General features: G+C 51.5%; 25 protein-coding genes. 6 read left to right on the forward strand and 19 right to left on the reverse strand.

Features of this window, described 5'->3' with window-relative positions; genetic code table 11:
- Positions 1-9: 9 nt before the first annotated feature.
- The 7 genes from glgD to PLA01S_RS00380 all read right to left on the reverse strand — a co-directional run bounded on the left by glgD (position 10) and on the right by PLA01S_RS00380 (position 7,844).
- On the reverse strand, positions 10-1,113 hold the full coding sequence (gene glgD, locus PLA01S_RS00355; protein ID WP_127589548.1) for a glucose-1-phosphate adenylyltransferase subunit GlgD: 1,104 nt from the start codon (positions 1,111-1,113) through the stop codon (positions 10-12).
- Between the two features lie 14 nt (positions 1,114-1,127).
- Positions 1,128-2,312, reverse strand: coding sequence for a glucose-1-phosphate adenylyltransferase (locus PLA01S_RS00360; RefSeq protein WP_127589549.1), 1,185 nt, complete (start codon positions 2,310-2,312; stop codon positions 1,128-1,130).
- A gap of 444 nt (positions 2,313-2,756) precedes the next feature.
- Entirely contained in the window at positions 2,757-3,779 is a 1,023-nt protein-coding gene (locus tag PLA01S_RS00365; protein ID WP_127590068.1) for an MBL fold metallo-hydrolase, read from the reverse strand.
- A gap of 98 nt (positions 3,780-3,877) precedes the next feature.
- On the reverse strand, positions 3,878-4,063 hold the full coding sequence (locus tag PLA01S_RS31800) for a hypothetical protein (protein WP_164817237.1): 186 nt from the start codon (positions 4,061-4,063) through the stop codon (positions 3,878-3,880).
- Between the two features lie 330 nt (positions 4,064-4,393).
- The gene (locus PLA01S_RS00370) at positions 4,394-6,118 is read right to left on the reverse strand and encodes a proline--tRNA ligase (RefSeq protein ID WP_127589550.1); all 1,725 of its coding nucleotides are present in this window, start codon (positions 6,116-6,118) and stop codon (positions 4,394-4,396) included.
- Positions 6,119-6,487: 369 nt separating this feature from the next.
- The gene (locus PLA01S_RS00375; protein ID WP_100540774.1) at positions 6,488-6,793 is read right to left on the reverse strand and encodes an ArsR/SmtB family transcription factor; all 306 of its coding nucleotides are present in this window, start codon (positions 6,791-6,793) and stop codon (positions 6,488-6,490) included.
- Positions 6,774-7,844 (reverse strand): flavin-containing monooxygenase, encoded by a 1,071-nt coding sequence (locus PLA01S_RS00380; protein ID WP_127589551.1) that lies wholly within the window; start codon positions 7,842-7,844, stop codon positions 6,774-6,776. The genes PLA01S_RS00375 and PLA01S_RS00380 overlap by 20 nt, the downstream gene beginning before the upstream one ends.
- 231 nt (positions 7,845-8,075) lie before the next feature.
- Between PLA01S_RS00380 and PLA01S_RS00385 the strand changes: the two genes are divergently transcribed.
- Genes PLA01S_RS00385 through PLA01S_RS00395 form a run of 3 tightly spaced genes read left to right on the forward strand, consistent with a single transcriptional unit; the run spans position 8,076 to position 10,406 of the window.
- A complete protein-coding gene (locus PLA01S_RS00385; RefSeq protein ID WP_127589552.1) occupies positions 8,076-8,327 on the forward strand; it encodes a FeoA family protein in 252 nt (83 codons plus the stop codon).
- Positions 8,324-9,070, forward strand: coding sequence for a FeoB small GTPase domain-containing protein (locus PLA01S_RS00390; protein ID WP_127589553.1), 747 nt, complete (start codon positions 8,324-8,326; stop codon positions 9,068-9,070). The genes PLA01S_RS00385 and PLA01S_RS00390 overlap by 4 nt, the downstream gene beginning before the upstream one ends.
- Positions 9,021-10,406, forward strand: a complete 1,386-nt coding sequence (locus tag PLA01S_RS00395) for a nucleoside recognition domain-containing protein (RefSeq protein ID WP_127589554.1) — start codon at positions 9,021-9,023, stop codon at positions 10,404-10,406. The genes PLA01S_RS00390 and PLA01S_RS00395 overlap by 50 nt, the downstream gene beginning before the upstream one ends.
- 205 nt (positions 10,407-10,611) lie before the next feature.
- Here PLA01S_RS00395 and PLA01S_RS00400 read toward each other — a convergent pair whose 3' ends face one another.
- From PLA01S_RS00400 to PLA01S_RS00430, 7 genes are all read right to left on the reverse strand, one after another.
- Positions 10,612-11,496, reverse strand: coding sequence for a carbohydrate ABC transporter permease (locus tag PLA01S_RS00400; RefSeq protein ID WP_127589555.1), 885 nt, complete (start codon positions 11,494-11,496; stop codon positions 10,612-10,614).
- A 13-nt stretch (positions 11,497-11,509) separates the two neighbouring features.
- Complete coding sequence (locus tag PLA01S_RS00405) at positions 11,510-12,391, reverse strand: carbohydrate ABC transporter permease (RefSeq protein ID WP_127589556.1); 882 nt, start codon at positions 12,389-12,391, stop codon at positions 11,510-11,512.
- A gap of 99 nt (positions 12,392-12,490) precedes the next feature.
- Positions 12,491-13,810, reverse strand: a complete 1,320-nt coding sequence (locus tag PLA01S_RS00410) for an extracellular solute-binding protein (RefSeq protein WP_127589557.1) — start codon at positions 13,808-13,810, stop codon at positions 12,491-12,493.
- A 115-nt stretch (positions 13,811-13,925) separates the two neighbouring features.
- A complete protein-coding gene (locus tag PLA01S_RS00415) occupies positions 13,926-14,711 on the reverse strand; it encodes a response regulator transcription factor (RefSeq protein ID WP_127589558.1) in 786 nt (261 codons plus the stop codon).
- Positions 14,683-16,479: a cache domain-containing sensor histidine kinase gene (locus PLA01S_RS00420; RefSeq protein ID WP_127589559.1), complete on the reverse strand. Its 1,797-nt coding sequence runs from the start codon at positions 16,477-16,479 to the stop codon at positions 14,683-14,685. Before PLA01S_RS00420 ends, PLA01S_RS00415 begins: the two co-directional genes overlap by 29 nt.
- Before the next feature lie 179 nt (positions 16,480-16,658).
- Positions 16,659-16,922 (reverse strand): hypothetical protein, encoded by a 264-nt coding sequence (locus PLA01S_RS00425; protein WP_246059296.1) that lies wholly within the window; start codon positions 16,920-16,922, stop codon positions 16,659-16,661.
- Between the two features lie 287 nt (positions 16,923-17,209).
- Positions 17,210-17,434 (reverse strand): helix-turn-helix domain-containing protein, encoded by a 225-nt coding sequence (locus tag PLA01S_RS00430; protein ID WP_006208732.1) that lies wholly within the window; start codon positions 17,432-17,434, stop codon positions 17,210-17,212.
- Positions 17,435-17,724: 290 nt separating this feature from the next.
- Here PLA01S_RS00430 and PLA01S_RS00435 point away from each other — a divergent pair, with 290 nt between their 5' ends.
- Genes PLA01S_RS00435 through nagA form a run of 3 tightly spaced genes read left to right on the forward strand, consistent with a single transcriptional unit; the run spans position 17,725 to position 20,516 of the window.
- The gene (locus PLA01S_RS00435) at positions 17,725-18,600 is read left to right on the forward strand and encodes a MurR/RpiR family transcriptional regulator (protein WP_127589561.1); all 876 of its coding nucleotides are present in this window, start codon (positions 17,725-17,727) and stop codon (positions 18,598-18,600) included.
- Positions 18,601-18,603: 3 nt separating this feature from the next.
- A complete protein-coding gene (nagB, locus tag PLA01S_RS00440) occupies positions 18,604-19,332 on the forward strand; it encodes a glucosamine-6-phosphate deaminase (protein ID WP_127589562.1) in 729 nt (242 codons plus the stop codon).
- Complete coding sequence (gene nagA, locus PLA01S_RS00445; RefSeq protein WP_127589563.1) at positions 19,329-20,516, forward strand: N-acetylglucosamine-6-phosphate deacetylase; 1,188 nt, start codon at positions 19,329-19,331, stop codon at positions 20,514-20,516. Before nagB ends, nagA begins: the two co-directional genes overlap by 4 nt.
- Positions 20,517-20,615: 99 nt before the next feature.
- Here nagA and PLA01S_RS00450 read toward each other — a convergent pair whose 3' ends face one another.
- The 5 genes from PLA01S_RS00450 to wecB form a co-directional block, all read right to left on the reverse strand.
- Complete coding sequence (locus PLA01S_RS00450) at positions 20,616-21,677, reverse strand: YhcN/YlaJ family sporulation lipoprotein (RefSeq protein ID WP_127589564.1); 1,062 nt, start codon at positions 21,675-21,677, stop codon at positions 20,616-20,618.
- Positions 21,678-21,863: 186 nt separating this feature from the next.
- The gene (locus PLA01S_RS00455; RefSeq protein ID WP_127589565.1) at positions 21,864-22,811 is read right to left on the reverse strand and encodes an NAD-dependent epimerase/dehydratase family protein; all 948 of its coding nucleotides are present in this window, start codon (positions 22,809-22,811) and stop codon (positions 21,864-21,866) included.
- Positions 22,793-23,620: a dTDP-4-dehydrorhamnose reductase family protein gene (locus PLA01S_RS00460; protein WP_127589566.1), complete on the reverse strand. Its 828-nt coding sequence runs from the start codon at positions 23,618-23,620 to the stop codon at positions 22,793-22,795. Before PLA01S_RS00460 ends, PLA01S_RS00455 begins: the two co-directional genes overlap by 19 nt.
- A complete protein-coding gene (locus PLA01S_RS00465; RefSeq protein ID WP_127589567.1) occupies positions 23,617-24,603 on the reverse strand; it encodes a polysaccharide biosynthesis protein in 987 nt (328 codons plus the stop codon). Before PLA01S_RS00465 ends, PLA01S_RS00460 begins: the two co-directional genes overlap by 4 nt.
- Positions 24,593-25,687: a non-hydrolyzing UDP-N-acetylglucosamine 2-epimerase gene (wecB, locus tag PLA01S_RS00470; RefSeq protein WP_127589568.1), complete on the reverse strand. Its 1,095-nt coding sequence runs from the start codon at positions 25,685-25,687 to the stop codon at positions 24,593-24,595. Before wecB ends, PLA01S_RS00465 begins: the two co-directional genes overlap by 11 nt.
- Positions 25,688-25,819: the final 132 nt, after the last annotated feature.

Raw genomic sequence — 25,819 nt, forward strand, 5'->3', positions numbered from 1 at the left:
ATTTTGTGATTAAATCGAGATGTCCTTGGCAATGACAAAAGGTTTGCGAAAATCCCCTTGAAGTTTATGATCCCGCGAAATGATCACATCTTTATCGAGTATGACGTTCTCCAGCCTCACGTTCTCGCCAATGACGCATTTTTGCATGATGATGGAGTTATGGATGCTTGCCCCTTGTTTTACCTGTACTCCTCGAAACAGAATACTGTTCTTTACTTCCCCGTCAATCTGGCAGCCGTTGGCTACCAGTGCGTTGCTCACATCGGCCGAATTTAAATATTTGGCGGGAACCTCGTACTTGATCTTGGTATGAACCGCCTGCTTGCGGAACAGGCTGTCGTAAGTCTTCGGGTTCAGCAGATTCATGCTGGTACGGTAATAGCTTTCAAGCGAGTTGATCACCGCATGATACCCAAGGTATTCATATCCCGCAATGTTCAGCTTGTGCCGGTTACGCATGATCGCGTCCCGGAAGAAATGGTTGCCCCCATGGGCGATGCAATGATCGGCCATCTCGAGAAACCGCGCTTTCTCCATCACGAACATCTCCATATATACCGCATCATGCTTGTGTTCATAATGAATATCCGTGACCATACCGTCCTCATCGATATCCAGGCGGGTGCAGGAACGGTGCTCTTCCCGTGGTTCATTCACTCTTGTATAAACAAGCGTCACGTCGGCCCCCTGTTCCAGATGGTACTCGTACACTTCATTCAAATCGACCGTGCTGATATGCTGACTGCCGGAATGAACGATATATTTCGCAGCCCCCCGCTCAAAAAAACCCGGATTGTTATAAATATGTCGCAGTTCCCCGGCAGACACATCCGTTTCATCATTCCAATCCGGCGGAAGTATGAACAGGCCGCCCCGCTTACGATGCATATCCCACGGCCGACCTTCACCCAGATGATCCATCAGGGACCGGTATTTCCGGCGAACGAACAGTGCGATATCCTGAATGCCCGCATGCATCATATTGGACATCACAAAATCGATCAGGCGGTACCTTCCCGCAAATGGCACAGCGGCACCGCACCGGTAATACGTCAATTCACTCAGCACATCCCGTTCATGCTCCAAATTAATAATTCCCATGAGTTCTCTCATCTGCGAATCCCGTCCTAACCTTGATTATTATGGGACGAAGACGACGACTGAAGCAGCTTCAGGACGTCTTCATCATGACCGCTTACCAGCACAATCCGGGATGGATCTTCCTCAGGCGGACCGATGACGGCATGATCTTGAATGACCATGTCCTCAGTGACGATCGCCCGGTGTATGCGTACATGGCTGCCGATACGGACCTTGGGCATGATGACGGAATCGGTAATGACACTGCCTTCCCCTACCTCCACGCCATAAAAGAGTACCGAATGCTCTACCTCGCCGCACACGGTGCAGCCTTCGTTAATCATGCTGTTCCGAACGACGCCGGTCGGAGAAATATACTCTGCCGGCTGATTCGGGTTCCGGGTGTAAATGCGCCACAGCGGATCGTTTAAATCCAGCTTGGGCTGCTCGGAGAGCAGATCCATGTTAGCTTCCCATAGGCTCTCGATGGTGCCGACGTCCTTCCAGTACCCATCAAAAGGATAAGCGTACAGCGTTTTGCCGTCCGCCAACATGCTTGGCAGTATGTCTTTGCCAAAGTCATGGCTCGTATCCGGAAGCTCCGCATTCCGCAGTAAATAGGATCGCAGCAGCTTCCAGCGAAACAGATAAACGCCCATGGATGCCGTCGTGCTCTTCGGGTGTGCAGGCTTCTCCTCGAACTCGAAAATCCGGTAGTTCTCATCCGTATTCACCATGCCGAACCGCTTCGCTTCATCCAGGCTCACCTCGATGACGGAGATGGTGCAATCGGCATCCTTCTCCTTGTGATAAGTCAGCATGCGGTCGTAATCCATTTTATAAATGTGATCTCCCGACAAAATCAAAATGTGCTCGGGATCGTACTGATCAATAAACTTGAGGTTCCGATAAATCGCATCCGCCGTCCCGCGGTACCAGGTCGTCCCGTCCTCGCGTTCATGGGGCGGGAGCACGAATACGCCCCCATTCAACCGGTCCATATCCCAATCGCTTCCTACGCCAATATAAGAATGCAGAACCAGAGGTTCATACTGGGTTAGCACCCCGACCGTGTCGATTCCCGAATGGGAGCAGTTGCTCAGCGGAAAATCAATAATCCGGTATGTACCCCCAAAATAAACAGCCGGCTTGGCCAGCGTCTTCGTCAGGCCTTTCAGCCGTTTGCCTTGACCTCCTGCGAGCAGCATGGCGACCACATCTTTTTTCTTCATGACAGATTCTCCTTTAGGGGCTTTATGAGATACGAATCCTATAACATGAAAATTGCGGATTGAACCAAGGGAACGCTTCGATACGAATATGGTGGAGTCGATCATGGTGATGAGTGATTAAGAAAAAAGCACTTGAGGGAATGCCTTACTTAAACAGCAAGGTATATCAACTATATGCGGGGGAGAGAGAAACTCTGACTCGAATGAGGGAAACGCACCCGACTCAGGTATGAACGCGCCTTTTCTCTATTGAGAAAGAGTGCCGTGGAACCACTTACCAAGCATTCTGAAATGCGGCGGTTATGCGGATAATGAGCTGGCCGATATCAGACAACGGATGCTCCACAATGTAACCCTCTGAATCTATTAAACAAAAAACCGCCCTTTCTACGCATGATGGAAGTCAACGTACAAGCAGACGGTTTTATTCATGTCTTGATTATATCAGGAATGTGGCTGTTTCCGTACAAAAAAATAACACATGCCGTCCTCGTTTTCGATCACCTCGGCTTCCCCGCGGCGGGTCAGCTCGGCGAGATGGGCCAGCGCTTCGCACATGGCGAAGCGCAGCTGGTGGATGCCGAGCTTCTCGCCGAAGAGGGCGGTGCAGACCTCGAAGGCGGTTAGACGGCCGGCAGCGCTCAGCATGCCGGCGATGGAGGCCAGGCGCTCCTCGTGATGGAGGAGGAGCGCATCGATCCGTTCACGGAAATGCGTGAACGGGTGGCGGTGTCCGGGGTAAGCGGTCCGGACATGCAGTTCGCGCAGGCGGCGCAGCCCTGCAAGGAAAAGCGCCAGCGGCTCGGCGTCGCTGCCGGGCAGCAGGCTCACGTTGGGCGAAATTTGCGGCAGCACGGCATCGCCGCATAACAGGATGCCGCTCTCCGCATGGAAGAACGACAGATGTCCCGGAGCATGACCGGCCGTTTGCACCGGCACCCATATCCGGTTGCCCATCCGGAACGGCAGGTCCTCGCCGATAAACGATATGTCCGGCTGCGGCGTGACTTGGGGGAAAAAGCCGTTCAGATGCTCCGGCAGCAGGGCAAGCTTGGCTTCCGGCATGCCATGCTGCCGGAAGAACGCCGGGAGCGCGTGATCCATCGTGGAATCCGTTCCCCACATGAGCATCGCTTCCCGATGCGCCCGCTCTGACATCCACACCTTGGCGCCTGACCGCTCCTGAAACCACCCGGCAAGCCCATAGTGGTCCGGGTGATGATGGGTCAGCACGATCGAGGCGATGTCGCTGAACCCGAACCCGAGCTGCTCCATCCCCGCCAGCCATTCCCGCTCCGAGGCAGCCGTACGCGGCCCCGGATCGATAATAGTAATACCGTCATCTCCGCGAAGCACATAGCTGTTCACCCATCTTAAGGGATTGGACAATGTAATCTTCACCTGACTGAGCTGATGTTCTTCTATATGATGAATGTCCGGGCTTGGTCCCTTCTCTTCCTGATTCATCGTAGATGCAACCTCCATCCGCATTATGACTTCAAATTCGACTCTTTCATCATAAGCTTGTATTCGCGATATGTATAGAAGGGTGCCTGGTATAGATGCTACTGTTTTCCATTAAAGGACGCTGCACGTACGTATCGTTCCTCCAATCGCTGTTGCCCCCGGATTTTTCTTATTGTATTGATCCATTGTAAAAATCCGATGGCAAAGGCGACCGCTGCCGCTTTTCCGGAATCGATTCGCCCGCTCCGCTGCTTCGTGCTCACCCATAATAAAGCGTTAACCATCGAGTCGACTCCTCTTGGCCTATTAGCAGAGGACCATCTTTCATATACGAAAAGCATCCCCGAAAAGTCATACGACCTTGGGGATGCCTTCTCCATTGACGAAATTGTAGGTCAAGGTCCTCTTGGGGACTTTATAGCTAGCTGCGTTCGCTCCATTTTCAATCCTGTAAATCTTTCTTAGGGACATGCACATGTTTGCCCCTCATTACGATCCATAAAGTCCCAATCGGTGCATTGCACGTTCTGCGACTTCAATATCTTCCAAGTTCTTACCCTTTCACACTTCCAGCTTAATGAATACTCAACTCATATTAAAAGACTTCCTAGCATTCACTTCAGCTGCCGGGCTATCTCCTCGCGTGAGCGCTGGATGGCTTCCTCAGCAGACAGGTTGATCTTGTTTCCGTCCTCGCCCATCCATTCGACCTCTCCGTTAACCGCTCCGCGGCCAACGATCAGACGAAGCGGAGCGCCGGCAAGGTCGGCATCCTTGAACTTGACGCCGGCCCGTTCGTCCCGATCATCCAACAACGGCTCCAGACCAGCCTTGTTCAGTTCGCTGTAGATATGTTCAGCCAATTTCATCTGGGCCTCATCCTTAACCGCAACCGGGATAATGTGCACCTTGAACGGAGCGACGGACATCGGCCAGATCAGGCGTTCATCCGAGATGCGCTGCTCGGCGATGGCGGCCATAACGCGGGAGACGCCAATCCCGTAACAGCCCATAATCAGCGGTTTCTCCCGCCCGTCGGAATCCAGGTACATGCCGTTCATGGCGTCACTGTACTTCGTACCCAGCTTGAACACATGTCCAAGCTCAATTCCGCGATGAAACTGGAGCGGCGCTCCGCAGCGCGGACAAGGCTCTCCTTCGGTTACATTCCGGAAGTCGCCGATGTGCTCCAGCGAAAAATCATGTCCTGGGCGAACTCCCTTCAGATGGGTATCTCCCTGGTTGGCACCGGTGATCCCCTCTGCCATAGCTGCTACTTCGTAGTCGACCAATATTTTTAGGGTTAGACCTACCGGTCCCGCAAACCCGACTGGGGCGCCCGTCGCCAGCATCACCTCTTCAGCACTCGCCAATCCCGCGAGTTCCGCTTCTAGGTAAGACTTCACCTTGGCCTCGTTCGCTTCGCGGTCTCCGCGGACAAGCACCGCAACCCGTTCTCCGTCTACATGGTAAATCAGTGTCTTGATCAATTCTTGCGAATCGACCTGAAGAAAGTCTGTCAGTTCCTGAATGCTCTTCACATTCGGCGTAAATATCTGCTCTATGGCAGAATTACCGTCAGCCGCCACAAACTTCATATCAGCCTGCTCAGCCGGAGCCGCAGACTCCGCACGCTCCAGATTTGCCGCATAACTGCAATCGCTGCACGAAACTACGGTATCCTCGCCGATATCCGCCAGTGCCATAAACTCATGGGTTTCCCCTTGCCCGCCAATGGCACCCGCATCCGCTTCCACCGCCCGGAACGTCAGACCGCAGCGCTTAAAGATTCGTTCATACGTTTCATACATGTTCCGGTAAGATACATCCAGGCCCTCCCAGTCCCGGTCAAAGGAATACGCATCCTTCATCAGGAATTCACGACCCCGCAGCAGACCGAAACGCGGACGCCGCTCATCCCGGTATTTGCTCTGAATTTGGTACAGGTTGACCGGCAGCTTCCGGTACGAAGAAATCTCTTGGCGAACGATGGACGTAATCACTTCTTCATGGGTAGGTCCAAGCACGAACTCCCGGTTATGGCGGTCATGCAGCCTGATGAGTTCCGAACCGTAAACATCGTACCTGCCCGATTCCTTCCACAGCTCGGCGGGCTGGACAGCGGGCATGAGCATCTCCTGCACGCCCGCGGCATCCATTTCCTGCCGAATAATGGCTTCGATCTTGCGCAAGACCCGCCATCCCAGCGGCAGATACGAATAGATTCCTGCCGCCGTTTGACGGATATAGCCGCCGCGGAGCATCCATTGATGGCTCAGTGCCTCCGCCTCGGAAGGCACATCACGCATCGTTGTCATCAATAATTGGCTTTGCCGCATCTTCCTCATACTCCTTCTTATATCCATGAATGACCTGGCCCCAACGCAAAAAGAGCACATTCGCTCCTAGGGACGAATGTGCTCGTGGTACCACCCTGATTCCATCTTGCGGGACGCAACAGACGCTCCTTGCAAGATGCTTCATAAGGCGGTAACGGGCCGAACCGGCGCCGCTTGTTCACAGCGGGCAACTACAAGGTAGGAAGGACGCAGCCTAGCGGGTGGAAGCCTTTCAGCCAGGGGCTTCTTTTCTGTCTCGCTGAATCTTGCATCCTCATGTCCTTGATGATCGTTATTCACGGGAATTTCATTTTCCAATACATTACAGCCGGACGATCGGAATGTCAAGCATGAATAGGTCAGGCATTTCTAATGTGCGATATGGTCCAGCACCTGCCGCAAGATCCCGATGACATGCTCATCTTCATACGTGTAAAAATATGTATTTCCGTCCCTGCGGTATTTGACCAGTCTTAAACTGCGCAGATAGCCAAGCTGGTGGGATACCGCCGACTGACTCATGCCAAGCACCTCGGCAATATGGCCGACCGGGCATTCTTCCTGCGAGAGCAAATGAAGAATCCGGATCCGCGTCGGATCTGAAATGGCCTTCAGCAGTCGTGACGCTTCCATGGCCTGGTCTTCGTGCAGCAGCTCATGGTGCTCTTTTTCCATAAACTAATCCCCTCTTCTCCATAATGGCTTGAACGATTTCGCGGGCATCCCGTGAAACTCCTGCCAAGAGTGCGGAGCCCCGATGCGTCTGCCAAGGCAAACCTACATAATAGAGCCCTTTCACCGGACTAATTCCGCGTGTATGAATAACAGCCATCTTATGATCCAGCGCTTGATCCACATGAAGCCAATCATAGCTGGGAACAAAGCCGGTCGCCCAGATGATATTCCGAACCTTAAGCTCCGTTCCATCCTCGAATCCCATGCCGGAAGCGCCGGCATCAACGGCTCTCTTTTTCAACACCACTTTACCGCACTTGACCGCTTGTTTCAATTCATATCCAAAAATCGGGTCTCCCCGGCGCTTCAGCTTACGTCCCACCCAGGAGGAACCGCTGGCTGATAAAATGCCGAGTTTGTCCAACCACCAGAACATCCCTTTTCCCCCAACGGTCATGGGTAAATACCGCGGCTGCTGTCCAAGGGCCAAATACGTTTCCCGACCACCCGACAGTTCGACCGCAATCTGCGCCCCGCTGTTCCCGCCGCCAACGACAAGAACGCCGCCCTCTTGAAGCTGGGAAGGTCTCCTGTAATCGGATGAGTGCAGCTGGAGAATATCATCTGGAACCGATGCTGCAAACGTCGGAATTCGCGGCTCCCGGAACGGTCCGGTAGCGATAATCAACGCCTTCGCATGAAATTCCCCCTGATGGGTATCGATGTTAAACATGTCTTCTTCCTTGCTAACACACTTCACATCCGTCTCAAACTGAATGGGCAGCTCAAACCGTGCTGCATAGGATTTCAGATAGGAAGCCATCTCATCTTTATCCGGGAACCCGTCCGGATCCCCCTCTATCCTCATTCCATGCAATGCACTATGAGTCCGCGGCGTAAACAACTTCAGGGAATCATATCTCGTCTTCCATGCATCTCCCGCCTCCGTCCCCCGATCCAACAACAGAAACTTCATTCCTGCCTGCTGCAGCCAATAGCCGGCTGCCAGTCCTGCCTGCCCCGCGCCGATAACGATTACGTCCCATATCATATAGGTATCACTCCAATAATATGAATGATTGTTCATACATAGATATAACATGTATCTTGTTCTCCCTTCAAGCATAAAATGGTGATTGATCGTCAAACGCCCGCATGAAACTGCATAAATATCTGATGAATCCAGTTGACAATACACGCATTCGGTCATACTATAGGCATAAAGTTGCTTCGAGGAAACAATATATGCTCGGACCAATTTAGTAGGGAGAGGTTAAACTTTATGGATGAGACAAAATATAGGCAGCATTTGCATCAGGCAGCGCTCGGCGAGCGGTTTCTGATTGAACAGGTGGATATCCGCGGAGAGCATAAACGGCGGCTTCTGGACCTTGGATTCGTTCCGGGCTCCGTTATCGAAGTGCTGAAAGCCAGCCCGCTCGGCGACCCCACCTCATATAGAGTAGCAGGTACCGTCATTGCGTTAAGGAAAGAAGAAAGTCAGTTAATCTGGGGTAAGGTGATGTCATCATGAGAACTTTTACCGCCGCGCTGGCCGGTAACCCGAACACGGGCAAAAGCACGCTTTTTAATGCGCTCACCGGCCTGAAACAGCACACCGGCAACTGGTCCGGCAAAACGGTCAGTCTCGCAAGCGGCTTTTACGAATACAAAGACGCCCGCTTCCAATTTATTGATCTGCCCGGGACGTACTCTTTGTTCTCCAATTCGGCCGATGAAGAAGTGGCGCGCGATTATATTATTTTTGAGAAACCGGACGTTACCCTTCTGGTTCTGGATTCTACGGCGCTGGAAAGAAGCCTTAACCTTGCGCTTCAAGTGCTGGAAATGACCGACCAGGTCATCGTCTGCCTGAATCTGATGGACGAAGCGAAGAAAAAAGGAATCAAGATTAACGCACGCAAGCTGACGGATCAGCTCGGTGTTCCCGTTATTCCGATTTCGGCCAGAAACAACGAAGGGCTGGATACCCTGTCCGAGCAGTTGCTTCTGATGTGCACAGGGCAGACTCCGACTACGCCTTACCGGATGAAATATAACGAACAGCTGGAATCACAAATTTCAAGCCTGGAGTCCGAATTAAGAGACATTTTCGGCGACGAATATCCAGCCAGATGGCTGGCCATCCGCTTTCTCGATGGAGACCGGAAGCTGATCGCGACGCTGAAAGACCGATTAAAGGCTTCGGATAAAGGGGGGATGTCACTTGGAACAGCTAAAGCGCTTGGAAGCTCTAACAGCCGCCATTCCTGCTGAGCAGGTAGAGGATGTTCGGGAAGACATCGTGGGCGAGTTATTCAAAAAATCCCGCGAGCTGTGCAGTGACGCCGTCACCGTGACCAACCGGGAGCTTCTGTACCGTTCCGAGCGTCTGGACCGCATCTTCACCTCTAAGCTGTGGGGATTTCCGATCATGCTGGCCATGCTCGGCGTTATTTTTTACTTAACGATAGCAGGGGCTAACGTGCCTTCTTCCCTGCTGGCGAGTTTTTTTGGCTGGATCGAAGGTTACCTGACGATGGCCTTTCAGGCCCTCCATGCCCCCGATTGGCTTCATGGCGTGCTGATACTCGGATTGTTCCGGGGTACCGCCTGGGTCGTCAGTGTGATGCTGCCTCCCATGGCCATCTTCTTTCCGGCGTTTGCCCTGCTCGAGAACTATGGCTATTTGCCTCGGGTAGCCTTTAACCTGGATCGCCTGTTCAAAAAAACGGGCGCGCACGGCAAGCAGTCCCTCACCATGGCGATGGGATTCGGCTGCAATGCGGCGGCCATTATGTCGACCCGGATTATCGAGTCGCCGCGGGAGCGGATGCTCGCCATTCTGACCAACAACTTCGTGCCCTGCAACGGTCGCTGGCCGACCCTAATCCTGCTGGCCTCCTTGTTCATGGCTGCAGGTTTTTCGGGAGGAACCCAGACGCTCGTGACGGCTTCGGTTGTTATGGGCATGGTGCTGATCGGTGTCGTTGTAACGTTCACAGTATCATGGGGATTATCCAAAACGGCCTTGAAAGGCGTTCCTTCCCACTACACGCTGGAGCTGCCGCCATACCGTAAACCGAAAATTCTGAATACGATTCTCCGGTCGACCCTGGATAAAACCATCTATGTACTGCGCAGAGCCATTATCGTAGCGGCGCCTGCAGGCGTGCTCACCTGGGTACTTGCCAACATCTATATTGGCGATTCCAGCATTCTGATTCATTTCGTTGAATTCCTTGATCCGTTTGCGCGCGCACTCGGACTCGACGGCTTCATTCTAATGGCCTTTATCATCGGCCTTCCCGCAAATGAAATTGTGCTGCCAATCCTGCTGATGGGATATTTGGCTACAGGCTCCCTGACCGAGGTTACCGATATGTTTGCCCTCAAGCAAATCTTCCTGGACCAAGGCTGGACCTGGCTGACCGCGCTGAACATGATGCTGTTCTCGCTGCTCCACTATCCTTGCGGAACCACGCTCGTCAACATCTGGAAGGAGACGAAAAGCCCGAAGTGGACGTTCCTGTCCTTTGCCATCCCAACGGCAATCGCGATCGGCGTTACCTTCCTGGTCGCTCAGGTGGCCCGGGCATTGGGATGGGTTTAACGCCAGGGGCTTGAATCTGAATCAAGTCTAGCTAAACCTTACATTCTATGAGGCATCCCAAAAGGTTGGTCCAACCTTGGGATGCTTCTTCGTCTGATAGCCGTGCTGCAGATGGAGATGTGTATAAAGCAAACGAGCCGCTCCAAGAAGTCTCCTTGAAGCGGCTCGATATTTTTTTATCCGGAAATGGATGAGTTCTATGAACTTAACCTTTCACCGAACCTGCAGCGATGCCTTCCACGATACGATCACTGAGGAATAGGAACATCAGCAGAATTGGCAAAATACTGATCATCAAGGTTGCGCCGATCGCCCCCCAATCGGTTGTATATTGTCCGATAAAGTTTTGCACGCCGACGGTAAGCGTCTTGAACATATCCGAGCTGATGAACGTATTCACGAAAATAAACTCGTTCCAGTTGTAGATCATGTTAATGATGGCTGTCGTCGCCAGCACGGAGCCCGTCATCGGAAGCACGATCCGGAAGAAGACCCGGTGAACCGAGCAGCCGTCCATCACCGCCGCTTCTTCCACTTCCTTCGGCAGCGTGTAATAGAACCCGAGCAGAATCATAATCGTAATCGGCATATTGAATGCCACATACGACAATATCAAAGATATTGGATGATCGGTCAAGCCAACCTTGTTGAACATGCTGAACAGCGGGATCAAGGTGGAATGAACCGGAATCATCATAGCGACCATGAACAAGCCAAGGACAAAGGAACTGCCCTTCCATTTCATTCTCGTAATCGCAAAGGTAACGAGACTTCCCAATATGACCGTTAGCGCTGTTGCTGCGACGGTGATCCAGACGCTATTCAGAAAATAGACGCTGATGTTGCCGGCACTCCATACCTTCTCGTAATTCTCCCAACGCGGATTCATCGGAAGGGACAGCGGAGGAAGATCGAATACTTCCTGATTGTTTTTTAATGAGAACAGCAGCAGCCATACGAGCGGGAACAGCTGGAATACGGCCACGCCGATCAGCACGGCATACAGCAGTGTGTAACCCAGTTTGCCTCCCACTCCGTTGCCGGATCGGGCGCGCCCGTCTTGGAGCTGTCCTGTGGCTCCGGATATCATGAAGCATCCCTCCTTATGAATATTGGATCGTTTCTTTTGATGCCGTTAATTTCCGTATGATCCACGTTACGATCAGACAGATCACCAGCAGGAAGAACCCGATCGCGCTGCCGTAACCGAAATCATAAGCGCGGAAAGCCGTATGATACATATAGGACGCCATTACTTCGCTCGCGCCGTTAGGCCCCCCGTCCGTCATGACAAAGATGAGGTCGAAATATTTCAAGGAACCTACCACCGCCAGAACGATCGTAACCTTAATTACTTCCATGATGAGCGGAAGCTTGATCCGGAACGCTATTTGCAGAGAGGTTGCCCCGTCGATCTTGGCGGCTTCCACCAGCGATGCCGGGATGTTCTTCAGAGCTGCATAGTAGATCAAGATATAAAAACCGGCATACTGCCACAGAATCGGAATGAACAATGCGAACAATACAAGCGACGGCTCAGCGAGCCATGCTGGCGGGTTCGTGATCCCGATGGATTCCAGAAAACTGTTTACAATCCCGTTTGTCGGGTGATAAATGCGGAGCCACAGCTGCGCGATCGCAACGGAGGACAGCAGCATGGGTATGAGATAAATTTTACGGAACAGGTTGGCGCCTTTGATCTTGGAGGCCAGCACCATCGCCACGGCCAGATAGATAATAAGGCTTGCAGCCGAGAATACGGCTAATAGCAGGGAGTGCCATGCACTATCCCAGAACTTTCCGTCCTTAAGCAATGCCTGGTAGTTATCGAGTCCGATAAAGGTCATTGCACCGATACCGTTCCATTCGTTCAGTCCGTAATAGGCTGTCAATAGGATTGGAATATAGACGACGGCCATAATCACAAGCAGTGCAGGCAGTACATACAGCGCGATGATTTTTTTGTTGGACATCACTTTATCCAAAGTGTCCGACTCCTTTCTCCATATGGTCTAGAGGAAAGATTTATCCGGCATTGCTGCCGGATAAACCAGGGTCCCGTTTCTTTGTTGTCCTAAAGAGTCTTAGTTCCCTTTGGAGATCGCTGCATCATGCTCTTCGGAGAATTTGTCCGGGGTCACGGCTTTGCCGAAGAGCGCCTGGATCATGTTCAGATGTGTCTCGGCGGCATTCGCCTCCATCTGTACATCCGCGAACAGGGTGATACTGCTTGCTTGGTTCATTTCATCAAACAGATCGATGTACAGCTGCGGAAGCTCAAGCGTCGAGGTATCCACCTTCGTTGCCGGGATGACGCCGGCGCCTGTCACGGACTGCTCGCCCCACTTGGTTACAAAATACTCAACGAACTTCTTGGATTCTTCTTTCACCTTGGAGTTCTCGCCGATGAACAAGCCGACACCCGGCCCGCCTACCCAGCTGTTAATATCGCCTTTGCCGCCTTCAACCGTCGGGAATTTGAAGAACCCGACGCTGTCGCGGAATTCCTGCGGAATCTCTTCATTGGTCGTAAAGTTCGGCAGTTCCCAGGTACCCATCATGTACATGGCCGCTTTGCCGTTCAGGAATTCGGATTTCGCTTCCTCGTTGGACAAGCCGTTGAACCCTTTGACAAACGCATTGCCATCCACCAGCGATTGAACCTCGGAAGCTGCCTTTACAAGCGATTCATCCTTGAAGGAACCCGAACCGCTGATTGCGCTGGCCAGCGTTTCTTGTCCGCCGATTCGGTCTGCCAGGTACATATACCAGAGTGAGCCGGTCCAGCGATCCTTATTACCCAGTGCGATCGGAGCAATCCCGTTATCGGACAGCGTTTTCACGACATTCTTGAATTCTTCGTAGGTTTGCGGCACCTCCAGGTTATGCTGTTCGAATATCGCTTTGTTATAGTATACCGGCGCGATATTAAACTCGAGTGGAAGCGCATACGTTTTGCCGTCAATAGCATAAGCTTCGGTCGTGCCAGCTACGAACTTGCCATTAAGCTGACCGCCCAGCAAATCATCTACCGGTGCAAACAGGCTGCCTTCCACGTATGGCTTCAGGAATCCGGCTGCCCAAGTTACCCCTACGTCCGGAAGCTCGTTCGAGGCGGAAAGCACTTTCAATTTATTTTTGTATTGCTCATTATCCAGCACTTCCTGTTTGATCGTCACGTTCGGATTCTCATTTTGATATTCTTCGATGATCTGATTCACGATTTTGTTCTGTCCTGCAGAAACGCCTGCCGGCCATAAGTGCATGAAGTTCACCGTAACTTTATCGCCTTCGCTGCCGCTGTTGCCTGAATCTCCCGTGCTGCTGTTGCTCGATCCACAACCAGCCGCAACCAGAGCGAGACACAATGTTAGAAGCAGAACCGTCCATTTTTTGTTGAACACGTTTACAACCCCTTTTCTAGTATGTTGTTCGCGTATTGAAACCGCTTTAATCAAATTTTATCAGTGAGGGGATGATTGTATAAGGTCATAATGATTGGGACTAATTCCACTTTTATTAGATTTCCTCTCCGCTATCGGATACGCTATGGCGGTATTGACTCGGGCTTACTTCCTCAAGGTCACGGAACACTTTCACGAAATATTTAGCCGTTTGGTATCCCACCTTCTCCGCAATTTCCGCGACAGGCAGCGATGTGCCCGCCAGCAGCTCCTTGGCCCGCTGCACCCTGCGGCGCGTCAGATATTCGCTGAAGGTGAGTCCGGTCTGCTCTTTGAACAGCACGCTGAAATAACTGGAATTCAAATGAAGCACTTCGGCCACTTCCTTAAGCGATACCGGCTCTTGAAGATGCTGATCCACGTACTTCAGCGCTTCCTGCACCTGGATACTGTAGCCCTTATCCTGCTGTGCCGCCTCCAGCAGCTTGGGATCCACCAGTTTCTCCATCCGCTCAATCCGATCTATTTTTTCCCGGCGTTCCAGGGCCGATTCGACCGCGGTTACCAGCTTCCGCTTATCCAGCGGCTTCAGAAGGTAATCCACGACGCCGTATTGCAGCGCTTTGCGGGCATAATCGAATTCCGAATAGCCGGATATGACGATAATGACAGGTGGGTGCTCCAGTTCATGCAATCGTTCAATCAGCTCCAGCCCCCCAATTTCCGGCATGCGGATATCCGTCACCACCAGATGCGCCACCTGCTGCTGCAGCCACTCCAGCGCCTCTACGCCGCTTGAAGCCGTCACGATTCTACAGCGACCCGACGACCAAGCCTCCAAGGTCTTTCTTACCCCTTCCCTCGTTCTCGGTTCATCGTCCACGATCAGTATCGTTATCATGTTCTTCTCCCTCCCCATCGTTTGCCGGAAAATCATTCGGAATTTGAAATGAGATCGTTGTTCCCTGACCCACCACGCTGTGAATACGCAAGCCGGCTTGCCCGGAAGCGTAATACAGCCGGATTCTTTGCTCTACATTGGCAATGCCCACACCGCTTTTTTTAGAAGATTCCGCGTATCCTTTTTCCATGGAGGAATATAGGGCGGCCACCGTCTGCTCGTCCATTCCGGGACCGTCGTCGGTAATCGAAATGACCGTATATCCCGGGTGATCGGAGGCTGTTGCCCTTACAATGACGGTGCCTGGCCCCAAACGCTGCTCAACCCCGTGCAGGATCGCATTTTCCACGATCGGCTGTATCAGCAGCTTCGGAATCGGCACGCTTTTGCTAGCTTCATCCGCCTCGATTTTCCAGGATAATCGTTCTAGCATCCGCATTTTCATAATCATCAAATAACGTTCAGCATGATCCAGCTCGTCCCTGACCGATACCCACTCATCCTCGTCTTTGCGATTAATGACATAACGGAATAAGCCGGACATCGCGACCACGATTTGGGCCAGCTCTTCTTCGCCTTGATCATCCAGCGCCCAGTAAAACGCTTCCAATGTGTTAAAAAGAAAGTGCGGATTGATCTGCGCCTGCAGCGCTTTAAGTTCTGTACGGCTCTGAATGATCTCCTTCTGATATACGACCTCGATTAATTCGTTCAGCGAATCCACCATCTGGTTGTACGAATTGTTAAGCTCGTTGATCTCCATCGTCTTCGAGGTGACGGCAATGGGCTTCAGCGTCCCCAGCCTTACGCCGCGCATGGCTTTAATCAGATTCAAAATCGGCCGGATGATCATCGTGGTCAGAATAAAGCTTAAGATCAGAAACAGCAGCGCGCCAACGCCCCCGGATACGATAATCGCGGTTCGCAGCACCGATATTCCCTCAGTCGTATAATCGACAGGCGTCAAGATGACCAAGTTCCAGCCCGTTGCCTCAGACTGTTTCTGTACGGCAATGTAGTCTTCATGGCCAACCGTAACCGTCTCCCCTTCGCGGTGCAAAACCTCTTTCGAATCCACCGGGGTAGCAAAATCCGACGAGATTTCATTCCCCGCCTGATCAAACAGTCCCATCGTTTCACGCGAATCGCTGCCCATACCGCCAGTTGAATCCGTCAGGGCAAAATAGTCCTTCTCCAGCTTCACAAGCAAGTACCCGCCGTGGGCAAAGGAATGGTCAATCAGCCGGATTCTCCGCACTGCTACCACCACATCCGGATCCCGGGGATCCTGACCGAACCATACCAGCTTCCCCATGCCTTGGTCTGCCGCAGCGATCCAATCGCCCCTAACCCGGCTGGTCAGACTTCCTTCATCCAGCGGAAACAGCCGCCGATAGTCCTTCGTATATAATTCCAGCGACCGGATGCCCGTAGCATAGGCTTCATATTTACGAACCTCCTGTTGAAGGGACTGCCGTTCACCAAATGTAATCGGCTTACCCGCGGTCTCCTGCGCCAGAAAGCGCTGAACCGTTGCGTTCGTCGAGACTTGGGCCGTCAGTGTATCCACCTGCTTGAGCAGCGCATCCAGCTTACCGGTGGCCTGAACGGCCGTCTGCTGAATATGCTTCTCCGCACTGTTGCGCAGCAAAGCCGAAACCTGATCATATACAAAAACCCCGACCAATGCCAATACGACAACCATCACCAGCATAAATCCAAGGAAGATTTGATTCCGCAGTGTATTCAGCCTGCCAAACCTGTTCAAGTTCTGCACTCCCTTTCGATTTGGAACTGTTATTCACTATACACAATCTTGTTGAAGTTAGGGAGTCCTCGCCGTTTTCGGAGAGCTTCAAAGCATATGTACTTTATTACTCAAAAAAAGAGGAGATGCGCAGGTTAGTTTCCCCTCGCACTTCCTCTTGTATACCGCCATGCATCTCACTATACGGGATATAATTCCTGATGCCGTTCAAGCTCTTTTTTACAATCGGTGCACAGCCCTCTTACCGCACCGGAATCATCCGCGTAAAAGATTAATTGACGCTTGCGGCGGCATTTACTGCATACTTGTCCATGCTGACCGCTGCGGGTTCGCGTTTTTGTTTTCAGATGGATAACATTACGCTCACTTGCGCTGCTTTTCTTGCGCCTGAACCGTACCAATACAAGAAGGACAACAACGGCTCCGGCCACCATCCCGATCATCCACCCCACGTTTATTTCACCTCCGACATGTGCAGGCTATTTGTACAAAATAGCTAAAGAACGAACAGCAGATTTGTACTCCATAATCACGTATAAACGACGTCGCTACATTTAATTCCAACTACGAACATTTTAACATATCTCTATTTTTAATGGCGACGCCTGCCCTTTCCCAATCTCAAAATATAACCGGATTCCCGGAATGAAACACAAAAAAGCCTTCTCACTCCCGTTGCTACGGGAAGGAAGGCTTTCGCTGTGCTTTCGTTCATGCAACCGGCATGGTGTCAGATCTTCAACTCACCGAGTTTTATCAACTCAACGACAGCTTGCGAACGGCCCTTGACGTTTAATTTCTGCATGACATTGGAGATGTGGTTACGCACCGTCTTTTCGCTAATAAACAACTGCCCGGCGATATCGCGAGTCGTTTTGTCCTGCACTAGCAATTCAAAAACTTCGCGTTCACGGTGGGTTAACAAGAACTTACTGTTGTGGTCGGTCCCCTTCAATGGTGTCACCCCTCCTTGCCCGGGTATGTGTGGTCTAACAAGGGTAAGGGATACAGTCAACTCATCTTATGTAAGATCAAGGGGGAAGGTGCGAAAGAGGCGACCAATTTGGGCGATTGGCCTGTATTGGCGATTTTTGTCCTTGCTTCCTCTCGAAGGTTGGTCTATGATGATGTTGTAAAAATTATTTTCTTTATTTTTTCATATTTTTAAAAATAATTTTCAAACTTGGAATCCCATTCGTTATGCCCAGGCAATAAGCTCACGGGGAACCTTGAAGGAGGCTTGTGATGACACCAATCTTGCATATTATTTCTGTCGAAAAGGAAAGTCTGCCCCGTCAGGAACGACGGCTCGCAGAGTTTATTTTGACAGCTCCATCCGAGATTGTGCATATGGGCATTAAAGATCTGGCAGAGCAGTGTGAGGTTAGCGCTGCCACCGTAACCCGTTTTTGTAAGAACTTTCAGTGTAAGGGGTATCCTGATTTTAAGCTCAAGCTCGCTGCCGAGATTGCTCATGCCGAAATGGCTTCACGCACGGGAAATACGCGCTATCAGGATATCGTTGCAGGCAACCCGCTTGCCGGCATCGTCGAGGCGATTGAATCCAATCATCTGACTTCGATACGGGATACGACAGAGCTGCTCGATCTGGGTCAGCTGGAGCGTGCCGTAGATGCCCTATGCCGCGCGAAGCGGATTGATCTGTACGGAGTGGCTACCTCTTCCATTGTGGCGCAGGATTTTTACCAGAAGCTGATCCGGATCGGCAAAAACTGTACGGCTTTCGCAGATTCCCATATGCAGATCACATCCGCCTCCACACTGACTTCAAGCGACGTTGCCGTGGCTGTTTCATACTCCGGCGAAACGCCGGAGACCATCGATGCGTTAACTTGTGCCAAAGACGCCGGCGCCTTCACGATTAGTATCACATCGTACCGAAGCAGTGCCATCTCTGCGCTGGCAGACATTACGCTGTATTCATCCTCGTTAGAGGAAGGAATGCGCCGGGGAGACATGGCTTCGCGTATCGCCCAGCTTCACATTATTGACATCCTGTTCATGGGTATGGCCAGTCGGGACTTCTCTACGTATGTTCCTCGTCTGGAGCAATCATATCTTAATGTTCAAAACTATCGCAAAAGCCGAGGAGGACAATAACCAATGAATATTTACACATTCCGCGATGAAGAACAATTTGTGCAAACAGGCGCTAACCTGATCTCGAGCCTGCTTCACACCAATCCGCGCGCCAAGCTGGGACTGGCAACAGGAAGCACGCCGGTCGGGCTTTATGCCAAGCTGATTGAAATGAACCGTCAAGGACTGGTCAGCTTCGCCCAGACCACAACGTATAATCTGGATGAATATGTAGGCCTTCCGGAGAACCATCCGGAGAGCTACCGCACCTTCATGAACGAGAAGTTCTTCCATCATGTGGACATCCAGATCGAACGGACCCATGTGCCGAACGGAAATGCTGCCAATCCGGAAGAAGAATGCCTGAACTACGATAAAATGCTGGAAGAATTCGGCCCTGTTGATCTCCAGCTTCTCGGACTTGGACATAACGGACATATCGGTTTCAATGAACCTGGTGAATCCTTAAGCGGCGGTACGCATGTGGTTGAGCTGCAAGAGAAAACACGTAACGCCAATGCAAGATTCTTCCCTACCCTGGATGATGTGCCAACCCATGCGATTACGATGGGCGTTGCCACAATCCTGAAAGCACGTCAAATCCTTCTCCTCGTCCGCGGTGAGGATAAAGCGGAAATTGTTCATCGCGCATTGAAAGGACCTATTACCACAGCGTGTCCGGCATCGCTGCTTCAATGTCATCCGAACGTGGTGGTCCTTCTGGATCAAGGCGCAGGGAGACTGCTGGTATGAGCGGCGAACGAAAAGATTCTGTCCAATTGCTGTACGGTCAAGTCCTGACGCCAAACGGCATCTGCGAAGACGGCGTGCTGGCAATTCAAGGAGAGGGCATTTCATACGCCGGTGATGCCTCCGGACTCCCTGCCGATCTGAAGCAGGCGGCAACGGAAGTGATCCATCAACCGGATGGCTACATTATTCCCGGTTTTATCGATATCCACGTACACGGGGGTAACGGTGAAGATTTCATGGATGCCACCAAGGATGTCCTGGATAAAATCACGTCGTTCCACAGCTCCCAGGGCACCACGGCCATGCTTGCTACCACGATGACGGCCCCTAAGGCAGCCATCGACCATGTGCTGCAAGAAGTTAACGACTACCGCAACCAAAACATGCCTTACACGAGACTGGTAGGCGTACATTTGGAAGGCCCTTTTATCAGTCCGAAATGGCCTGGCGCACAAAATCCGGAGCATATCGTCCACGCTAATATTGAATGGCTGGAAGAGTGGGTATCCACTTACCCTAACCTGGTTCGCCAGGTGACACTTGCACCGGAGCGCGAGGGAGCGCTAGAAGCCATCGCTTGGCTGAACAATCACGGGATCGTGGCTGCTCTGGGGCATACGGATGCCACGTATGAGGAAGTCGAGGCTGCCGTGGAAGCAGGTCTTAGCCATGGCGTGCATACGTTCAATGCGATGACAGGATTGCATCACCGCAAGCCTGGCGTGGTCGGCGCGATGCTGAGTGATGATCGCTTAAGCTGCGAGATAATCGCTGACGGTATTCATGTTCACCCCGCAGCCATTCGGATTCTTGCCCGCATGAAACAAGACGGAAATCTGATTCTGATTACCGATGCGATGTCCGCTACCGGTATGGCAGACGGCGAATATACGCTGGGTGACCTTCCGGTCGTTGTCGAGAATGGCATCGCCACACTCAAGAGCAATAGAGACAGTTTGGCTGGCAGTACGCTGACGATGATTAAAGGCTTTCAGCTGTTGGTCCGAGAGGTTGGATTAAGCATTGAGCAGGCTTCCCGCGTCGGAAGCATAAATCCCGCTACAAAAATCGGCATCGCTGATCTTACAGGCTCTCTTGAAGCCGGCAAGCTTGCTGACGTTCTGTTGCTTTCAAGTGATCTAGAGCTTCAAGGGGTTTGGATTCAAGGACAACGCAAACATTAATTTGATTGATTATTGTTTATATGGCAAACAAAGCAAAGGAGCTGCCTTTTTAGGGATGATTTCATTCCTAAAGGGCAGCTCCTTTTGGTATAGAGGTTTTTACCGGCTGTTCCGATTACCGCCAAACCAACCGTCATCCGTATCATTCTTCATCAGGTTGCCCCGGGTATCGTTCATGCCGTCACGACCACCAAGGTTCAGCGGAAATACACGGTTAATCCATGTACCGAAATCGCGCGAAAGCGTACCAACCGTGTTCGCTGCATTCCCGTCCGTTCCAAATCGATTAGCATGCTGATAAAAACCCTCATCCGTGGAAACATATACTTGACTGATATGTGGAGCGGTCTTTCGAATTTTGCTCGTAATCTCCTGACGTACATGTTGAGGTACCTCTTCACGATTGTTACTCATCATGCCCATGTTATTATTGTTAGTTCCATAAGGAACGCCGTTGATGCCTGTTCCCATATAAGTGTTATTTGTCGTACCATTGGTTCCGTTAAGGTTATTGGTACCTGTGCCGTTAGTACCCATGAGTCCATTGGTGCGTGTTCCGTTCAACGTATTATAATTGCTGCCGCCAAATCCGCCATTGGTTGTCGTTCCGTTTACACCGAAGCCGCGGGTATCGGCATTACGGCCCAGGCCTGTTCCAAGACCCGTTGTATTGTCCACTGCACGTCTTGTATCATTTGCCATTCCTCGCAGAAGACCCACGCTGCCTGTACCTGAAGTGCCAAAGGTACGGTTTCTAACATTCGTTCTGTTCGTGCCCGTCATCGTTCCGTCAGTGGCACGATTTGCTCGAGTGCTCATACCTGTCACATGACCGTTGATGTTGTTGGTGTTCATCCCATCCCTGGACAGCGATACATACGCATTGCGGTTCGTCACGAATACATGGGCTGTGCCTAAACCACTGATATCCGAAACTTTTCTCGACAGCGTTTTGCTGTATTTCAGGTTTGTCAGGTCATGCTGCTGCGTACTGCGGACATTCTGATTGTTACGTACGGAATTCACACCGATACGGCCACTGTCCACATTGTTCGTACGTGTCGTGTTGCCGTCATTGGCGTTACCGCATCCTGCTACTGCAGCCATACTGAGCAGCAATGCCGTGGAGACGGTCAGGTTGAGGGCCTTGGATTTAATCATGATTCATCCTCCATCTCTATAATGAGTGTATTAACATCGTATAGGATGACCTTGTGGCAGAGGTGGTATGCTGAAAGGTTTTAACATGGAAGATTACTGATGATCAAACCTAATTTTATGGACAAAAAAACACCGATTGGATCATGGCATCCATCGGCGTTTTAATTCATTTTCTTATGAAGAGGATCACTGTACTTGTATTCTGGCATCATCCATAATATCGGCAAGCGATCGCTCCAAAAGGTATTGCGGACACCATCCCAGCGCTTTGAGAAGCTCGGCGCCTTGCTTCCCTCCGGTTCCCTTATTTAATGAATCCAATGAAAGTGAGGCGGATTCAGGGCCCCAATCCATGGGCACCGCCGTCTGGGTCTCCTTAAGCAAGCGCTCAGCCAGCTCTCCAAGCGTATGCTCTTCCCCCGATCCAATCGGATACGTCATGCCGGAAGAGCCGCTCTTCAGAAGTACGCCGTATGCAGCTACCGCATCCCGAACGTCCAGAAAGTCCCTTGATTCAAAACGGGAGCTGATACGGAACAGCGGTAGGGGCCTGCCCGCTTCACAACCGGCAATATACCGGGCAAGCAGCGTGCAGAACCCTGTCGATTCTCCAGGACCAATCAAATTGGATGGCTCTGCCAGGACGATGTGCTGGTTGAACATGCTATGCCAGGCCGCTGCCGACCAACTGGCAAAGGTTTTGCTAAGGCTGTATGGGTGAGGAACGGCGACCGCGCCTTTTGCGGGATCCACGCTCAGTCTGGAACCAACCATCACCATCCGGCTGTCCGGACAGTGCTGCCGGACGGCCTCCAGCAGATAGATGGTGCCCATGACGTTACTCTCCATATAAGAGGCAGGATGCTTCCATGACTCCGAAGCTGAATTTTTTCCGGCTAAATGCAAAATATAATCAGGAAGGCTTCTTTGGATCAGGTCATTCACCTGTTCACGATCCTCCAGGTGACACTCGGCGGATATGACACCTTGTATCGAATCCAGCGTTTTCTTATTCCTACCGGCAGCAACGACCGTGCAGCCCTGCCGAACGAAATAAGCGCAAGCATGTAAGCCTGTAAAACCTGTGGCTCCTGTTATCAGCAGTTTTTTGTTTTTTAATGTTTCTGCTGCCATTCGTACATCTCCTTTAACATTTGAACATAGCTCGGGAATGGATATGTTGCATCAAGTCGCGTGCTGCACAGCGTCCGATCCTGAACAAAATCGTCGGTCGGGACCACAACCACATCGTGTTTCCCCCAAATGTCCTTAAACAACAACAGCAATTCATATTTGCTTACCGGATTCGGATGCCCTAGATGGATGAGACCTCCCACGTCCTTGTTCATGAAGAATTCGATCGCTTTGGCAAGCTCCAGCGTCGTAACGCCGTTCCATTGTACGGCCCGGTAGCCGGAAACCTCGCCCCGCTGCTTCATAAACCAGTTAAACAGGCCGATTCCGCTCTGCCGGATTTCAGGTCCGATGATCGAGGTTCGAATGGTCAAGTGATCCGGGTCTTGGACCTCGCCCAGCGCTTTGGTTACCGCATAGGAAGTTACACCATCGGGAAGATCATCTTCCCGATAGCCTCCCTTGGTTCCCAGAAACACGCAATCCGTGCTGATATGAATAAGTCTCGCTGAAATGCTACCTGCTAAATATCGCAGACGATGAGGCAAAAATCCATTGATATGATATGCGTTTATTTTGTCTTCTTCAGCTCGTTGATTTAAGACGCCTACGGCGTTGATGATGATATCAGGCCAAACCGCCTTAACCATATGCTCCACAGCACTCATATCGGTTACATCCAGCACCAGGCCTTGTGAATCACTTCTGTCCCGGGTCGTATAAAAGACATGATGCTTGCCGGATAACTGAAAGTACTGTACAAGCACATGTCCCGCCATGCCATTTCCCCCGAGAATGAGCATCTTCATGGCAAGAATCCTCCGCGGCGCAGAATATCCCGTATTTCGTCCTTGGTCATCAATTGATGCTCCGAGCTGAAGCTGTTGAAAGACACTTTGGACAGGTGTTGATAACGCTCATTCAGACCAGGAATCTCGAGAGTCGGTAATATGACCAAATATTCATCATCGTAAACAACGGTAGTCAGGCTTTCAAAATCACTCATGAGGATTTCATGGATCTTCTCTCCCGGACGAATTCCGGTTTCAACCACGGTGACGTCGCTGCGACCTGAAGCTTCTATAAGCACTTCCGCCAAATCCACGATGCGGCAGGTCGGCATCGTCATAACAAAGATTTCACCGCCGATGCTTTCAATCGACGCTTTGAACAGCAAGGAGATCGCGTCCTTCAAGGTCAGGAAGAAACGGGTCATGTTGTGATCGGTAATACTGATCTGTCCCTTTTGCCGAATCTGATTCTTGAATACATGAACGACGCTCCCGTTCGTTCCGAGAACGTTGCCGCCCCGCACGCAGACGAATTTAGTGTGCGTACTCAACAGATTAGCATACACGATCAATTTTTCGCCAATCGCCTTGGTCATGCCGTAGAAGTTGGATGGATTTGCAGCTTTATCCGTTGAAATATATATCACTTTTTTCACTTGATTTTCAATGGCCGCCTCAATGACATGCTGCGTGCCTACCACATTGGTTTTCAAAGCTTCATAGGGATGCTCTTCACATACAGGAACATGTTTTAGCGCCGCAAGATGAAATACGTAATCAACATCCTGGCAGGCTGCCGTAAGAGCTTCCTTGTCGCGGATGTCTCCAATTCGGAAAGTGAGTCGCGGATCTTCAAACTCACGGTCCATAGCCACCTGCGTGGCCTCGCTTCTGGAATAGACGATGACCTGCTTAGGATTTAGCGGCAGAAGCTGGCTGATCAGTTCATGTCCCCAAGAGCCTGTGCCGCCAGTCACCAAAATCCGTTGATTAGTGAACATTCACTTTCCCTCCAAGCACATATTTTACGACGGTACGCGACACATTGTCCGCTAAATAGCCTTCCGGGCACTTCCAGTCGCGACTCAATTGAGTCATCAATTGGACCGCTCCATGGATCCGGTCCGCACTCAGGCCGGAAACGATGTTGCTTCCGCAATCCACAGTCTCCGGTCGCTCCGTCGTCCGCCGAACCGTCACTGTGGGTACGTGCATGATGCAGCATTCCTCTTGTACCGTGCCGCTGTCGGTGATGGCACAAAGAGCGTCCTTCTCGAGCCTCACAAAATCAAAAAAGCCAAAAGGCTCGTGGAATTCAATGAGCGGATGAAGACCGACCTCCTTCGCCCCTTCAAGGCGCGAAGCCGTCCGGGGATGCAGGCTGCATATGAGCCGGTGTCCGAACGTTTCCGCAACCGCGTTTAATCCATTTAAGATTTCCTTCAAATTCTCAGGTCGGTCCACATTCTCGGAGCGGTGTACCGTAACCAGAAAATATTGCTGGGGCGACAGCGACAGCTGCTCCATGATCCGGCTTTCATTGACCTGAGCTTCATAATGCTTCATTACTTCATAGATCGGGTTCCCTGTCAGGACGATGCGTTGACTCGGTACGCCCTCGCGAAGCAGATGATTCTTACTATAGTTCGTATAAGGCATATTGATGGAGGATACCGCATCAATGACTTTGCGGTTCTTCTCTTCAGGCACATCAAGATCAAAGCAGCGGTTCCCCGCTTCCATATGGACCACGGGGTATCCCAGACGCTCAGCCAGCACGGCGCAAAGCGCACTGTTTGTATCGCCCAGCAGCAGTACGGTATCGGGCTGCTCCTGCTCCAATATTTCTTCCATGCGGCTGAACATCACGGACAGCTGGCCTCCGAGCGTCGCCTGGCGGTCCTGAAGGACATAATCCGGACTGCGGAGTCCCATTTCCGAGAAGAACACCCCGCTCAAAGTATTCGTGAAATTTTGCCCCGTGTGCACGAGAACATGCCGCGTTGCATACTGGTCTAGAAGAGGAATGATCAAGCTTAATCGGATAATTTCGGGCCTCGTACCCAAGATTGTCATGACTTTCATATCGGATTCTCCCTTGCCAAGTTAATCACAGATCCGAAGGCGATCTTTCCGCAGCACGACCATTCTTCCCGTATTCGTGGAGATGGCAGAGGGGAGGAGCATCTGCTTTCAAATGTGTTAAGCGCCTGATCC

This window comes from Paenibacillus lautus NBRC 15380, assembly GCF_004000945.1.
Taxonomy (GTDB): domain Bacteria; phylum Bacillota; class Bacilli; order Paenibacillales; family Paenibacillaceae; genus Paenibacillus_AQ; species Paenibacillus_AQ lautus.

What these genes read in the sequence shown, in the direction of transcription:
- glgD (WP_127589548.1), bottom strand. Translation starts at nt 1,113, where the DNA reads ATGAGAGAACTCATGGGAATTATTAATTTGGAGCATGAACGGGATGTG.
- PLA01S_RS00360 (WP_127589549.1), bottom strand. Translation starts at nt 2,312, where the DNA reads ATGAAGAAAAAAGATGTGGTCGCCATGCTGCTCGCAGGAGGTCAAGGC.
- PLA01S_RS00365 (WP_127590068.1), bottom strand. Translation starts at nt 3,779, where the DNA reads ATGAATCAGGAAGAGAAGGGACCAAGCCCGGACATTCATCATATAGAA.
- PLA01S_RS31800 (WP_164817237.1), bottom strand. Translation starts at nt 4,063, where the DNA reads ATGGTTAACGCTTTATTATGGGTGAGCACGAAGCAGCGGAGCGGGCGA.
- PLA01S_RS00370 (WP_127589550.1), bottom strand. Translation starts at nt 6,118, where the DNA reads ATGCGGCAAAGCCAATTATTGATGACAACGATGCGTGATGTGCCTTCC.
- PLA01S_RS00375 (WP_100540774.1), bottom strand. Translation starts at nt 6,793, where the DNA reads ATGGAAAAAGAGCACCATGAGCTGCTGCACGAAGACCAGGCCATGGAA.
- PLA01S_RS00380 (WP_127589551.1), bottom strand. Translation starts at nt 7,844, where the DNA reads ATGATATGGGACGTAATCGTTATCGGCGCGGGGCAGGCAGGACTGGCA.
- PLA01S_RS00385 (WP_127589552.1), top strand. Translation starts at nt 8,076, where the DNA reads ATGGATGAGACAAAATATAGGCAGCATTTGCATCAGGCAGCGCTCGGC.
- PLA01S_RS00390 (WP_127589553.1), top strand. Translation starts at nt 8,324, where the DNA reads ATGAGAACTTTTACCGCCGCGCTGGCCGGTAACCCGAACACGGGCAAA.
- PLA01S_RS00400 (WP_127589555.1), bottom strand. Translation starts at nt 11,496, where the DNA reads ATGATATCCGGAGCCACAGGACAGCTCCAAGACGGGCGCGCCCGATCC.
- PLA01S_RS00415 (WP_127589558.1), bottom strand. Translation starts at nt 14,711, where the DNA reads ATGATAACGATACTGATCGTGGACGATGAACCGAGAACGAGGGAAGGG.
- PLA01S_RS00425 (WP_246059296.1), bottom strand. Translation starts at nt 16,922, where the DNA reads ATGATCGGGATGGTGGCCGGAGCCGTTGTTGTCCTTCTTGTATTGGTA.
- PLA01S_RS00435 (WP_127589561.1), top strand. Translation starts at nt 17,725, where the DNA reads ATGACACCAATCTTGCATATTATTTCTGTCGAAAAGGAAAGTCTGCCC.
- nagB (WP_127589562.1), top strand. Translation starts at nt 18,604, where the DNA reads ATGAATATTTACACATTCCGCGATGAAGAACAATTTGTGCAAACAGGC.
- nagA (WP_127589563.1), top strand. Translation starts at nt 19,329, where the DNA reads ATGAGCGGCGAACGAAAAGATTCTGTCCAATTGCTGTACGGTCAAGTC.
- PLA01S_RS00450 (WP_127589564.1), bottom strand. Translation starts at nt 21,677, where the DNA reads ATGATTAAATCCAAGGCCCTCAACCTGACCGTCTCCACGGCATTGCTG.
- PLA01S_RS00455 (WP_127589565.1), bottom strand. Translation starts at nt 22,811, where the DNA reads ATGGCAGCAGAAACATTAAAAAACAAAAAACTGCTGATAACAGGAGCC.
- PLA01S_RS00460 (WP_127589566.1), bottom strand. Translation starts at nt 23,620, where the DNA reads ATGAAGATGCTCATTCTCGGGGGAAATGGCATGGCGGGACATGTGCTT.
- PLA01S_RS00465 (WP_127589567.1), bottom strand. Translation starts at nt 24,603, where the DNA reads ATGTTCACTAATCAACGGATTTTGGTGACTGGCGGCACAGGCTCTTGG.
- wecB (WP_127589568.1), bottom strand. Translation starts at nt 25,687, where the DNA reads ATGAAAGTCATGACAATCTTGGGTACGAGGCCCGAAATTATCCGATTA.